Source organism: Bacteroides sp. RTP21281st1_H5_RTP21281_210402 (assembly GCF_040918965.1).
GTDB lineage: Bacteria > Bacteroidota > Bacteroidia > Bacteroidales > Bacteroidaceae > Bacteroides > Bacteroides congonensis.
The window spans coordinates 1-14,222 of record NZ_JBCOWR010000032.1; the positions used below are offsets into that span (position 1 = coordinate 1).

Annotated in this window: 8 protein-coding genes; 7 read left to right on the forward strand and 1 reads right to left on the reverse strand. The window is 46.1% G+C overall.

Annotated elements, in window-relative coordinates; translation table 11 throughout:
- Nucleotides 1-538: 538 nt before the first annotated feature.
- Complete coding sequence (locus AB5443_RS24205; RefSeq protein ID WP_283139917.1) at nucleotides 539-1,360, reverse strand: alpha/beta hydrolase; 822 nt, start codon at nucleotides 1,358-1,360, stop codon at nucleotides 539-541.
- 333 nt (nucleotides 1,361-1,693) lie between these two features.
- Between AB5443_RS24205 and AB5443_RS24210 the strand changes: the two genes are divergently transcribed.
- The 7 genes from AB5443_RS24210 (at nucleotide 1,694) to AB5443_RS24240 (ending at nucleotide 14,141) form a co-directional block, all read left to right on the forward strand.
- Nucleotides 1,694-3,343, forward strand: coding sequence for a DUF6377 domain-containing protein (locus AB5443_RS24210; protein WP_022137086.1), 1,650 nt, complete (start codon nucleotides 1,694-1,696; stop codon nucleotides 3,341-3,343).
- Between the two features lie 218 nt (nucleotides 3,344-3,561).
- Nucleotides 3,562-4,740, forward strand: a complete 1,179-nt coding sequence (locus tag AB5443_RS24215) for a glycerophosphodiester phosphodiesterase family protein (RefSeq protein ID WP_044653999.1) — start codon at nucleotides 3,562-3,564, stop codon at nucleotides 4,738-4,740.
- A gap of 31 nt (nucleotides 4,741-4,771) precedes the next feature.
- Nucleotides 4,772-7,768, forward strand: coding sequence for a SusC/RagA family TonB-linked outer membrane protein (locus tag AB5443_RS24220; protein WP_277131738.1), 2,997 nt, complete (start codon nucleotides 4,772-4,774; stop codon nucleotides 7,766-7,768).
- Nucleotides 7,769-7,782: 14 nt separating this feature from the next.
- Nucleotides 7,783-9,558, forward strand: coding sequence for a RagB/SusD family nutrient uptake outer membrane protein (locus AB5443_RS24225; RefSeq protein WP_277131736.1), 1,776 nt, complete (start codon nucleotides 7,783-7,785; stop codon nucleotides 9,556-9,558).
- 55 nt (nucleotides 9,559-9,613) lie between these two features.
- Nucleotides 9,614-11,065: a right-handed parallel beta-helix repeat-containing protein gene (locus tag AB5443_RS24230; RefSeq protein ID WP_277131734.1), complete on the forward strand. Its 1,452-nt coding sequence runs from the start codon at nucleotides 9,614-9,616 to the stop codon at nucleotides 11,063-11,065.
- A 19-nt stretch (nucleotides 11,066-11,084) separates the two neighbouring features.
- Nucleotides 11,085-11,978: a fimbrillin family protein gene (locus AB5443_RS24235; protein ID WP_277131732.1), complete on the forward strand. Its 894-nt coding sequence runs from the start codon at nucleotides 11,085-11,087 to the stop codon at nucleotides 11,976-11,978.
- Between the two features lie 18 nt (nucleotides 11,979-11,996).
- Nucleotides 11,997-14,141, forward strand: a complete 2,145-nt coding sequence (locus AB5443_RS24240) for a fimbrillin family protein (RefSeq protein ID WP_283139918.1) — start codon at nucleotides 11,997-11,999, stop codon at nucleotides 14,139-14,141.
- The last annotated feature ends 81 nt before the right edge of the window (nucleotides 14,142-14,222 follow it).

Sequence of the window (14,222 nt, forward strand, 5' to 3'; positions counted from 1 at the left end):
ATAACAAAGCCCGGGCTTGAGAAAGTCTGGGCTTTGCGCATAAAAAAAGGCTGTGTCAGCGTTTTGACACAACCTCAAGCAGAAGATATAAACATATCCCGCAGACACCTACTGTTGCTTTGCTTTGGGCAGTGTTCAAAAGTTGCGAAGTTTCGATAAGCCAAAGACAAAACGTCAAGTAAACGTCTTTCTTTATAATATAAATAAACATTCCCCCATCCCTCCCTTACTCCACGACTGGAGTATCGGCGTGAGAGAACGCTACAAAAATATATAAATAAAATCAAATATCTTGTGTCGGGAGAGGTTTATTTTCTGTGTGAATCATATTTGGACGAATAGAAAGAGAGTAAAAGGTATTTTGTAACTTGGATTGTGAGTGAAATCGTTGAATGGGACTATGATTCATGTAGCGAAAATGTATTGGAGAAATATTTTCGCTACATGAATCCGAGGGTTGTTCAGATATGCAGAGCTATTGGGATAGAAAGGGAGAGAGCGATATTTTTGCGGTGAATAGTTCGGAGCCCTTTGGGTATTATTTTATACGAGTGGACTTCAGCCACATACCAAGCAACTCAAGCATCTGCGAATGATATTCAAAATCTATATTCATCCCCCAGCCATGACCACCTTTGGGAAATATATACATGGTTGCGGGGACACTGTTTTTCTTCAATGATTCATAATAGAGTACGCTATTGGTAGTAGGTACGGATTTGTCATCATCACTCAATAGTAAGATTGCAGGCGGGGTATTCGCATTGACATGTTTTTCGTTCGAAAAGAACTGAATATCTTCAGATTGAGGTTTATCACCCAATAAATTAGAACGGGAACCGCCATGCGTGGCTGTTTCCATAGTTATAACAGGGTAGAAAAGAATGGAGAAATCAGGTCTTGTGCTTACTCCTTCTGTAGTATAGTGGGTGGAAGCAGTGGCTGCCAAATGTCCGCCTGCCGAGAAACCGGCGATACCTACTTTATTGGTATCTACGCCAAACTCGTTGGCATGTTCGCGTACATAACGTATTGCCTGCTGTGCATCATCCAATGGTACTTCCTTATGTTTGTTCGGCATCCGGTATTTAAGCACAAAGGCTGTTATCCCTTGTCCGTTCAGCCATTTTGCAAACTGCGAGCCTTCGTGCTGAATAGCCAGTCCGGCATATCCGCCACCCGGGCATATCACAACTGCCATTCCTGTGCTTTTTGTTTTGTTGGCCTGATAGATAGTCAATTCAGGCGAAGAAACATTGGTTACCCAGTTGCCATTCCTCTCAGATTTCTCGGCTTCTGTTATTTCATTACTTGTCGGTGGAGTTGTCTCCCACAGTTTTATGACCTTTTGAGCATTCATAGTTGTACATGTAAATATCAGCAAAGCGCTTAGCGCTAATAATCGACCTTTTTTCATCATGTTAATCAAATTTTGAATATTAGAAATAGATAAGAATCTAAAGGCTACAAAGTTACATTTTATTCTTTGTAAAATGAAAACCTGATTGGATATAATTTGAACTCATTTCTTAAAAGAATTGTAACATAGTTCTTATTTTGTGCCGTTTTTTCTTTGCGATAGACCATTAACCTTTGTAATTTGTGAGTTATTTATAGTAAGATTACGAAGAAATTCTCTACATTTGTCTAATCAATCTCTTGAATCTTATACATACTAAAGTCTGTTCGCCCGATGAAAAAGAACTGCCTGTTATACCTTTTACTTCTATTTTCTTGTTCTTCAGTCCTTGCCGATGAGCGTTTGGACTCGCTGCTGAATGTACTTGATAAAACCATTAAGGAAGCCGATACTTATGTGCAGATTAAGGAGAACAGGCTTCGTGAGCTAAAGAGAGAAGCCGGAAAGACACCACCTGTTTCCATCGAACGATATAATCTGAATGATAGGATTTATTCTGAATACAAGGCGTATAGCTCCGATTCCGCACTCCATTATCTGAATGAAAACAAATTACTGGCACGGCAGTTGAATGACGGGGAACGTGAACTTAAAATTCAGTTGGAGCTGTCCTATCTGTTATCATCCATCGGAATGTATATGGAAGCGGCGGACATACTTAATTCCATAGACCGCCGGACACTTCCACAGTCTCTTCTGGGATATTACTATACATGCTATGAACACGTATATGCCGAAGCAGGAGCGGCGCAGCCGCGATACCGGATGTTTTCATCGCATTATTTCAAGTTGAGCCGTGCTTATCGGGATTCCATGCTGGTAGTTCTGGAACCCGCTTCGGATACCTACCTGTGGTTGCGTGAAACTCAACTGAAAGAAGCAGGGAAGTATAATGAAGCTCTTGAATTCAGTGACCGGCGGCTTTCGGAATCTCCATTCGGCACTCCCCAATATGCATTGGTGGCTTATCAGCGCTTCCGTCTTTTTGAAAGTATGGGGAAGAAAGACGAGCATTTATATTATTTGGTTCTTTCCGCTATTTCCGATGTACGTTCCGCCATCAAAGAACAATCCTCGTTGATGGTACTGGCACAGGAACTGCATGGCAAAGGAGATTTGAAACGTGCGTATGCATATATCAACTTCTCTTGGGAAATATCACAATTCTATAAAACGCGGTTGCGCAGTTGGATGAATATTACCCCGCTTTCCATGATAAACGGGAATTATCAGGATATTATCAGGAAACAAAACAAGGAACTGCTGATTTATATCGTATGTGTAGCCCTGCTTGCGCTATTGCTGGTGATAGCGTTAATCTACATCTACCGGCAGATGAAAGCCCTTTCCGTTGCCAAGAAAGGATTGCAGGAAGTGAACGAACGACTCTTCTCACTGAATGAAGAACTGGAAGAGGTGAACCGGCATCTTCGTTCTACAAATTTAGACCTTTCTGAATCCAACCTTATTAAAGAAGCCTATATCGCCCGCTTCTTCAAGCTCTGCTCTGTCTATGTAGACCGTTTGCAGGCATACAGAAAGCTGGTAAACAAGAAATTGCAACGAGGACAAGTGGCTGAACTGTTGAAAATGACTCATCTTAGTAACGATATTGTAACAGTCGAAGTGCAGGAATTATATGCGAACTTCGATTCCGCCTTCCTGCATCTTTTCCCGAACTTCGTGGAGTCCCTCAATGCACTATTATTACCCGAAGAACAAATCGTCTTGAAACCGGACGAATTACTTAATACGGAACTGCGGATTTTTGCTCTGATACGTCTGGGTATTAAAGACAGTTCACAGATTGCGGAGCTTCTGCATTACTCAGTGAATACGATTTATAATTACCGCTCGAGAGTGAAGGCCAAAGCACGTGTTTCACGCGAAGATTTCGAAGAATTAGTAGCTAAAATACGGTAAACAAGTCTGTATCAAATCTACCTTTTGATACGGGCATAATGTTGCTTAATATACTGTTTATCAGATAATTGTCTTTTGGGAAATATTGTGAATATCCACTTATATTCCCTTTGCTATTTTTTATCGTAGCATTTCCATCTATTTTTGTCATAACCGAGCGGAACTAACATATTCCGCCCCGGGAACTTCTTTTTTTATTAACCTTTATAAAAACACACATGAAAAATGATTTGTTGCATTTTTCCATACCGGAAAAAGGAAGAAGAATGAAACGTCAGCTTGCGAGCTGGTTATGGTGTTGGGCTATTCTATGCGTATGCGGAATAGTCTGTATCGCCTGCTCTGACGATGATTCTGTGAAAAAGAACCCTTACCTGCAAACAAGTACTCGCGCCATGTTGAAAGAGGTGGTGGAGGTCAAGTTTAACAACATTGATGGAAATACCGATATTACTGTCGATTTTGGTGACGGGACGGTGAAAGAGGGGAAAGCAGCTACCCTCATTACTCATGCCTATACCCAAAGTGGCGACTATACCATGCACGTCACGGCAGGTCAGTATGAGGTACAGAAAAGAATCCGTATTTATAATCTGTTGGCGCTGACGGAAGCGATGAAGCAATTCAGGGAACCGTCCAACAAGAAGGTATGGGTGATGACACACCGTGCGCATACCACCGACCGTACTATCCCCGAAAACTCGGTATCTTCCGTAGAAGATGCCATTGAGTCGGGAGCGGAAGTGATAGAGTGCGATACCCACGTGACAAGTGACGGAGTGGTAGTGGTATGCCATGACCAGACAATCAATGCCACCACGAACGGTACGGGCGACATCACAAAAATGACCTACGCGGAATTACAAAAGTACAACCTGAAAGACCGGAACGGTCGGGTAACCGATGAAAAGATGCCCACCCTTGAAGAGTTCCTGAAAGCGGGACGTGGCAGAATCTACTACAACCTCGATTATTCCCCACGTACGGCTTCTTCCCAACAGGTAGTGGATATCGTGATGAAACTTGACATGATGGAGTCCGTATTCTTCTACTGTAACAGCGCGCAGAAAGCGGAAGAAGTGCTGGGAATTACAGCCAAAGCGCACGTCTATACGTGGACGGGCAACCACAAACCGATGATGGGACTGCCGGGTAACTACTTCGTGCAATACAGCTACCTGACAAATGGGAAAAGTACCCCGTTGGGAAGTTCCATCAACGATGGAATGCTGGCTACCGTGAATATGCTTCCTGCAAGCGGCAGCAGTGTATCCGAATGGACGCTGAACGAGGACTATCTGGATGAACTCCTGCAAATCTATCCGATGGTATGTATGATACAGACGGATGTACCGGACTTGTTAATCCCGGCCTTGCAGACAAGAGGACTGCGTTAACTTTATCATTTACTATTAAAATCATCTATTTATGAGAAATATTCATTGCAAAATGTGTACCTGTCTGTTAGGTATATTGCTGATGCTGTTTTCCGGTATCCAGGCAAGGGGAGCTTCGTGGGAAGCGCAGCAGGAACGTAAAATATCCGGTACGGTCATCGACGAGAAGGGCGAGCCTGTCATCGGTGCTTCAGTGGTGGTTGTAGAGACGAAACAAGGAGCGATAACCAATATAGAAGGAAAGTTCAGTGTGAATGCCCCGCAGAACGGTCGCCTGAAAGTGTCTTATATCGGATACGAAACACAGGAAGTAGCCATCAAAGACCGCCAGTCATTGAGAATCGTGTTGAAGGAAGAATCTACCGCTTTGAATGAAGTAGTGGTAATAGGTTACGGCACGATGAAAAGGAAAGAAATGACTTCGGCTATTTCGCACGTAGGTGCTAAAGACCTCAATCAGATTTCCAGTCTCGATGCTTCCATGCTTTTGCAAGGCAAGGTATCCAGTGTATCCGTTTCAAATACGGCTTTGGCCGATCCGAACAGTACGGGAAGCATTCAGATTCGTGGTATATCTTCACGTAATGCCGGCCTGGGCCCGTTGATTGTTGTTGACGGAGTGCCGGGCGGTGATATGACGAATATCAATCCGGCCGATATTGAATCTATCGACGTATTGAAAGACGGTGCGGCTTCTGCTATCTACGGTACACGGGGTAGTAACGGTGTCATCCTGGTAAACCTGAAGAAAGGAACAAGAGACGGGGAAGTGCATACTACATATAGCACCGCCGTTACTTTCAACAAGGCGAAGAAAGAACTGGATATAATGAACGCCGAAGAATATCGTGCCTACCGCACCGTATCCAATCCGCTTTCCGATATGGGAGCTACCACAGACTGGTTCGATGCCGTTACCCGCCTGGGTGTGACGCATATGCATACATTGACTTTCTCCGGTGGAAACGCGAGAACCAACTATCGTGTGACTGCCGACTACCGCAAGGCACAAGGTATCGACCTGCGTTCAGACCGCCGGGAATACGGTGCACGTGCCACTATCAGCCACACGACGAAAGACGGTCTGTTCACATTCTCCGCCAACATGACTCCGCGCGTAATCGACCGGAACAAATCGGCAAGCGTCTATGGCAGTGTTATCAAGAATAATCCGACCATGCCTATTTACGATTCCGAATCCGCCAATGGTTACTATCGTTTCCCTTCCGGAGGAGACAGTTCCAATATCGTCGAGCAACTGAACGAGGAAGAGAACGGAACGGAAATCAAACTGTTGGAGTGGAATGCTACGGCTGCCGTCAATTTGCTTCCCCTGTTCAATCCGAAGAACCCGAATATGGTGCTGAAATCACAGGTGACCCTTTCACAATACCAGGTCGATAAGTTCAACGGATGGTTCACCCCGTCCACCTATGGCCCTAATGTCAATTCAAGCGTTGCCGGAAAAGCAAGCCGTGACTTTGACAAGAGCACCAGCAACAACCTGGAGTGGGTGACCAACTTCTCTACCCGCCTCAAAGACCACCAAATCCGCGCAATGGTAGGATATAGCTATAACTACGGTGTAAGTTCGGGCATGGGCGCGGAAAACTGGGACTTCTCTTCCGACGGCTTGATGTACAACAATCTCGGTTCCGGCCTGGAAGCGGCGAAAGAAGGAAAGACCATGATGAGCTCTTACAAGAACGACCATAAGCTAATCAGCTTCTTCGGACGTGTCAACTACGACTGGAAAGAACGCTACCTGTTCACTTTCTCCCTGCGTCATGAAGGTTCTTCCCGTTTCGGCGAGAATCATAAATGGGGTAATTTCCCCGCAGTATCCGTAGGATGGCGTATCTCTGACGAGAAATTTATGAAAGGACTATCCTGGCTTGATGACCTGAAAGTACGTTATGACTACGGTGTCACCGGTAATCAGGAAATAGGAAACTATCAGTCTTTGGCTACTTATAAGGCATATGGCTGGTATCAGTATAACGGCAACAACTTCCACGTATGGGGGCCGAGCAAGAACGTAAACTCGGAACTCCGTTGGGAAAAGGGGCATAATCAGAATATCGGTCTGGACTTCTCACTCTTCAAGCACAAAGTGACCGGTTCTTTGAACTATTTCCACCGTAAACAGAGCGATTTGCTGGGTAGCTACTCCGTATCCGTTCCGCCCAACTTGTTTACCACTATTTATGCCAATGTGGGCACACTCCGCAACACAGGTTTCGAGCTTGACATAACGGTGAATGCAGTCCGTACAAAAGACTTCAGTTATAGCTTCACATTGGTGGGAGCTACCAATAATAACAAGTTTGTCAGCTTCTCCAACGACGTGTACAAAGGGCAGAAATATTACTCGACCTGCAACATGGCGAATCCCAACAATCCGGGATACTTGCAACGGATTGAAGAGGGAGAACGCATCGGTAACTACTACACCTACCGCTATGCCGGGGTAGACAAAAAGGGTGACTGGCTGATTTATGACAAGAAAGGAAATGTCATTCCGGTGGCTCAAGGAACGGAAGAAGACAAGGCAGTGACCGGAAACGGCTTGCCGAAATTCACTGGTTCTATGACGCACAACTTCACTTACAAGAACTTTGACCTGACCGTTGCCCTTCGTGGCGCTGCCGGATTCGATATATTCAACGTGCACGATTTCTATTTCGGATTGCAGAGCATGAGCACCAATCAGTTGACGACCGCTTATTCGAAGAATGCGCATATCACGACCGGCAAGAACGTGATTACCGACTATTTCATCGAGCCGGGTGATTACCTGAAGATAGACAACATCACTTTGGGATATACGATGAACCTGAATAAAAAGTATATCCAAAAGATACGCCTGTTCGGCACAGCCAACAATCTTTATACATTCACGAAGTTCACCGGTGTAGACCCCTCTACATACGAAGTGAACGGACTGACGCCGGGTACTTTCGGAGGAGGATACAACTACTATCCGTCTGCCTTCCAGTTTATTTTAGGTTTGCAAGTAAGTTTTTAAAAAAAGGAACGATTATGAAAATGACAAAATATATCATAGGATTGGGTATGATGGCGGGCGCTGTGCTGGGTTTGCCGTCCTGTACCGACCTGTCGGAAACGGTGTACGACCAAGTGATGTCCAAGAACTATTACAATACGAAACAGGATGTTATCAATGCCGTCTTCCGCCCCTTCGAACATATGTACTGCTGTATCTGGATACGCCATGAGAATGAGGAATTGCCCGCCGACCAGTTGATTACACCTACCCGTGGCACTTGGTGGTACGACGGCGGTCTGTGGGAAATGTATCACCGCCATCAATATGATGACATCAATCAGGGCGACTGGTTGAGTGAATGGGAAAACTTTTATGTAGGCATTGCCCAATGTAATATGGTACTGGATGACTTGAACCAGTTGACCCCGTCCTCTTTTGGCTTGAGTGACAATGAATTTGAAAGTTTCAAGGCACAATTGCGCTGTATGCGTGCCTGGGGATATCTCCGTCTGCTGAATACACATCGTAACTGCATCCTGACTACTACATCCGACCAGGCAGTAAATGAACTGCCGGAAAACCGGAAACAGGTAGAACCGCAGGTACTATTCGATTTCATCGAAAGTGAACTGAAAGACTACTGTCTTGCAGCTCTGCCTTCCAAGAGCGGGCAGTCCGGTAATGGCGCGCAACAAGGGCAATTTACGAAAGCTGCCGCCGCCTCTTTGCTAGTCCGTCTCTATTTGAATGCAGAAGTGTGGATTGGGCAGGCCAAATGGCAGGAATGCATCGACATGTGCAAGCGTATCACCGGCGGAGAATTCGGGTATTATGCGATTGCGGATAATTGGTACGAACCTTTTGACTGGAACAACGAAACGTGTAATGAAGTGATTTTCGGTTTCCCCGGTTCTTACGGACTTACCAGTTGGCATCTGCAAAATGACAGGAGAACGGTGTACGGGCGCGGCTTGCCTTACGGCAGCGCCTATTACCTGAAGATAGAAGGAAATGGCGAACGGAATCCGAAATACGCGCTTTCACCGAGCTATGACAACCAGCAACCGCGTGAACTGTTTGACTATGGATTGGGAATGGTTACCCGTAAGTTTGCCAAATATCAGGGAGATATACGGTATAAGCAATATACAAATACCGGTAACAATACACGCGAAGGCATGTTCTTCCTTGAAGGTAAGATTCCAAATTCCGCAGTCAGTGGGGGATATGCCAAGAATCCCGATAATCAATATGTGATTTACCTGCGCGACCAGGTGGGACGTTTCGAGGGAAACGCAGAGTCCGGCTATATTTCCAATCCGGCTTATAAGGAGTCGATATTGGGTAATGGAGATTTTAACTCCGGACTCTATTGTGTGAAGTACCCGTTCTATCCGTTCACCGGAGGCTATTATATCGAGTCCGACTATACGGAGATACGTTTGGCGGAGATTATCTATTCGCAGGCTGAGGCTCTGCTCCGGCAAGGACAGGCAGGCGAAGCAGGCAAGCTGCTGAACAGCGTGCGTAAGCGCAACTATGAGAACTTTAACGCCAATATCGCTTATCAGCCGGAAGGCAATGTCGTGCTCGACCTGAAAGAAATGCTTGATGAATGGGGACGTGAATTCCTGGCGGAGAGCCGCCGGCGTACAGATCTGATTCGTTTCGGCAGATATCAGGAGGCATGGTGGGACAAGCCACGGGATGCAGACAAGCATTATGAGTTGTTCCCCTTGTCGCAGACCCAACTGGAGCAGAATGAATATCTGAAACAGAATCCGGGTTATCCTGATATTGCCCGATGAAATCGGCAGATTTGCGATTATTCTTATCTAATGTACAAGTTAAAAAAGAAAGAAAATGAAAAATAGTTTATTCATAATATCGAAGCTGTGTATGTTGGTTTTCATTATTCTGTTGGCACAAGGATGCCAGGAAGATTATGAGATGATAGACCCGCCTATGATGACCGATTATGACGATGATTTGGACGAAGAAGTGATTATGCAGAAAGGGTTGGAAAGTTACTTTGTAACCCAGTTCGGTGAGGGTGATATGGACGGTAGTTCCTGGGAGCAGGCGATGGACGTGGCAGGTTTCCGCAAACTGTTGAGCGGTTCTGTCGACCTTTCCAAGAGCACTATTTATATGAGCCAGGGCAAATATGTGATGTCCGAAGAGAGCGGGCTTGGCGTGATTATCCGCAAGAATGTGAAAGCGGTTAAAGGCGGATATAGCCAGTTTAGCGAAGGAACGGACGTTTCGGTACGGGATATAGACACGTATGTAACGGTTATCAGTGGCGATGTGAACGGAAATAAGCAGGCGGATGCGGGAGACTGTGGATTGCTGTTGGTCAAGAAAGGGATTATCGGCATTGAGGGAGTCACTTTCCAGTATGGATATGTATCCGAAGCGGACGCGAGTACTACCGAATGCGGAAGTGGTATTTATGTAAGCGGCAGCGCGGGCGATACTTCCGTTGAACTGACTGACTGTGTAATTAGGGATTGTAAATCGACAGTGACGACTTCTCTTAAACAAGGGGGAGCGGCTGTCTTCATCCTGTCGGGACAAGTCCGGCTGAATAATGTAAAGCTTCTGGATAATACGTCGGTAGGTCGTGGAGGAGCTGTGCGTTGTAATAGTAAGACTGCTGTGGCATTAATGAATAATAGTTTGCTGAAAGGTAATTCCCATTCGGGTTCATGGGGCTATGGAATTCAGATGTCGGAAGGGCATATCTGCATGAACAATACTACGATTATAGAGAATGAAGGTACGGGTGCTGCCTTGAATGGTGGGGGAAGTTTCTTGCTTGTCAATAGTACGATTGTGGGAAATGGAAGTGATAGCCATGGGGCTGTCCGTTGCGAGACAGGAATTGGTGGGGATACGAAGTTTATCAATAACCTTTTGATTACCGAAAATCCTTCTGCTCCAAGTTTCAATCTGAACGGAAGCAATAAAGAAGCTTCATCAAAAGGCTATAACGTCTATCAACGCGTCACAGGTATTACGATGAGCACACTTGATACGGCTTATCCCAATCCTGTGAACGGCACGCTGAATGAGGAAGGCGTTTATGTATGGGACATCAACCAGCTTGGTACGGTAAAAGGATATGCCACGAAGCAGGCGGTGATAGAGGTGGCGAAAAGTTTCAATCCGGTAGCTTCGCCCATTGTTAATCTGGGAGAAGCGTTTGTAGAGTGGGTTGGTGAGGATGCTTTCGGAGTAGACCAGCGTGGAGTGACCCGTAATGCCGACAAGATGCAGGCTGGCGCTTATGATGCCGTTCTGACCAATTAAACTGTAAAACGACTGTAACATGAAAAAGATATTTTATATACTAGCCTTGGGCATCGGACTGGCCGGATGCTCCAATAACGAGGATGAATCGCTGCCGACGGGTACTTTCCCCGGAGAACGGGTAATCAGCGTTATAACAGAAGTGAATGAACCTCTGTCGCGTACAGGATATGATGCAACGAATCTGGAACGCTTCGGATTAATGATTCGGAACAGTGAAAATGCCGCTTATAACTACCATAAACAAATGGTTGGCTCAGGAAACACCTGGAATACGTCTGACGGGCAACAAATGCTTTGGGATACGGAAAGAACGCCTGTAATGATGATAGCCTATGCGCCTTACACGGGTGAAGCCACTCCGGACGCTCCGTTGGCGGTGAACGTACTGACCAATCAGTCGGCAGAAGCGAATGTGATGGCATCCGATTTTCTGTTGATGAAAGCGACAGTCGACCCGGAGAAGGATTTGACTGCCGATGGAAAGCTGAAAATCTCCTTAAATCATGCCATGAGCAAGCTGATTATTAAACTGACTGTCAATGGAACGGAGGATGCCGATATGGGTAAGTTGGGAGACATGGCTGTCAACGGGGCGGTCGTTAACGGCACTTGTGATTTGTCGGCAGCAGCTCCGGTCGTTGTTCCTGCGCCAGATGCGGCAGTGGCTACTGTGGCTCCCTATAAAGGGACGGAGTATTGCGAATGTATCCTACCCCCGCAAACGATAGCGGAAGGCTTCTCCATCAACTTCAGCTACGACGGGAAACTGTATATATGGACTGCCAAGGCAGCCGTCGAACTGGAAAAAGGAGTGGAACATACCTTGACTCTCAATGTAAATACAACTGCGCGATTGGCTGGCATGGTAGCCAGAGATTGGGCAACCGGTCAGCTTAGCGACCGGAATTAAAGAAGGAGGAGATAAACTATGAAGATTACAAAACTGATAATGGCTGCATGCATCCTGACGGGTATGGCGGCTTGTGACACAGATAAGGATATTGCAGTGTACGGTGAAGATTCCGGTGCTATTCAGATTGAAGCTGCCATTAATACGGCTTTCACCCGTAGCAATCCCGGTGCGGCGGGAGAACAGCAGAAGCAATTTAATGAAGGTGACCAAATCCAGTTGACTTGTGAAGACGGGTATCTGACTTATGCGCTCTCCGGCGGTAAATGGACACCGACCGATAACTACTATTTGAGATGGGGAGCGGAACCTGTTACTTACTCTGCCTTTTATCCGGTAGTGAGCGGGGCAAGCACGCTCAATTTTACACTTCCCGCCAATCAGCAACGCCTGGAGAACCTGGCAAACGCCGATTATATGACTTGTACTGTGGCGAATGCCACCGACGACGGTTCCCGTATCCTTCGCCTGGGTATGAACCGGAAAATGGCGAAAGTCATTATGACACTGGCGGATGTAAGCGGACAAGGTAAGGTGCAAGGAGTGAAAATAGGCTCTTATCAAGGCTATATGAATGGGGAAGTGGTATCGGGTACTTCTTTGATATCACCGTTCATCACCATTCCCGAAGGCGGCAAGGCGGGACAGAACGGTTGCAGCTATACGGCTATTGTAGCTCCCGGCAAAGCGGAGACAACCGCTACATTCGTCTCTTTGAATTATCTCGGTGAGGACTTGGTGATGCCCGGCATCCCGGAACTGCACCCCGGAAAGTGTTATGAGTTCACCCTGAAGGTGGAAGGCTCGGTAATATCAATCAGTGAACCGATTGTTTCCCCGTGGGATAGCGGTACTATCCAGGGTGGAGACGCGGAAGAATTACAGCTTGCAGCCTACTATGTGAAAGAACAGCCGGCCGGAAATGCAACCGGTATGGATTGGGACAATGCCATGGGAGTGGATGCGCTACGTAATTTGTTGCAAACGAATGGCAACAGTGCTGTTTCCAATGCTAATGCTGTCAAACTGGATGGCAAGAAGATTTATGTAGCCGCAGGTTCTTATGAGATAGCGAAAGAAAACTCCGGCGTGAAGATAGAATATAGTGGTTACAGCAAACAAGTGGAAATAACGGTTGAAGGCGGATATGACCCTGCGAGTACGGGAACTGACCTGACGAAACGAGACACCGGCAAATATACGACTGCTTTTGTCAGAAATACGGGCAGTAATGCATCTGCTACAACTGACGCAATGTTTTGTCTTGGAAACCAAATAGATATAACTTTCGACGGTTGTACTTTTGACGGACAATATAAGCAAGGTGATAAAGGAAATGTGAATGGTTTTTATGCGGCGGCAGGTCAAGGCAACGCCAGCCTGCAATTGAAAAATTGTGTTGTGAAGAACTTTAACCGTGAAAGTGCTTCTGACGCAGGAGCGGCTATCAAGATAGCTAAAGGAAGTGTTTTCCTGGAACGCGTAGAACTTGTAAATAACAGGGCGCTTAATCGGGGAGGAGCTATTTTGACGAATAATGCAGCTTCTGTATTATTCATGAATAATTGCCTGCTACATGAAAATTATGCACCGGGAGCTTGGGGGACTACTATACATGCAGGAAACGGACATGTTTGCATGAATAATGTAACCATACTCGGCACGGCAGGTACGGCAGGTAATAGTATTACCGTCAACGGAGACGCTTACTTCATGCTTGCCAATACGACGATTGTAGGAAACTCAGGTAATCCGAACGGAGTATTCCGTGCCGGCGCCAGAGCTTCTCTTGTTGTCAATTCTCTATTTGCCAAAGGAACAGGAAGCAGGACAATCTATGCCGGTAACATCACTTCCGGCGGATACAACGTCTATCAGGCAGCAGATGCCGGTTGGGGAGCTGTTGATACGGATACTGACTATTCATCCCAAACTCTTCCGGCTGCTTCGCTGACTGACGGTGTTTACCAATGGACTGTGGCTAGTGTTATTGACGAATTTGTAACCCGACAGGCTGTTATTGATGCGGTGAAGTCTTTCGATGTGACTGTGGGACAGCAATTTGTAGATTGGGTGGGTGAAGAAGGCTTTGGCGTAGACCAGCGTGGAGCGAACCGCAATATAAACAAAATGCAGCCCGGGGCTTATGATGCCGGATTGTAATTGCAGCATAAAAGTAGATCAGCAATAAAAAGGTAGAACGTTGAATATAATAAAGTAAGAAGATTAAAACGAATGAAAGAT

Bases quoted from the DNA above. Each gene is read 5' to 3' on its own strand.
- AB5443_RS24205 (WP_283139917.1), bottom strand. From the start codon at position 1,360: ATGAATGCTCAAAAGGTCATAAAACTGTGGGAGACAACTCCACCGACA.
- AB5443_RS24210 (WP_022137086.1), top strand. From the start codon at position 1,694: ATGAAAAAGAACTGCCTGTTATACCTTTTACTTCTATTTTCTTGTTCT.
- AB5443_RS24215 (WP_044653999.1), top strand. From the start codon at position 3,562: ATGAAAAATGATTTGTTGCATTTTTCCATACCGGAAAAAGGAAGAAGA.
- AB5443_RS24220 (WP_277131738.1), top strand. From the start codon at position 4,772: ATGAGAAATATTCATTGCAAAATGTGTACCTGTCTGTTAGGTATATTG.
- AB5443_RS24225 (WP_277131736.1), top strand. From the start codon at position 7,783: ATGAAAATGACAAAATATATCATAGGATTGGGTATGATGGCGGGCGCT.
- AB5443_RS24230 (WP_277131734.1), top strand. From the start codon at position 9,614: ATGAAAAATAGTTTATTCATAATATCGAAGCTGTGTATGTTGGTTTTC.
- AB5443_RS24235 (WP_277131732.1), top strand. From the start codon at position 11,085: ATGAAAAAGATATTTTATATACTAGCCTTGGGCATCGGACTGGCCGGA.
- AB5443_RS24240 (WP_283139918.1), top strand. From the start codon at position 11,997: ATGAAGATTACAAAACTGATAATGGCTGCATGCATCCTGACGGGTATG.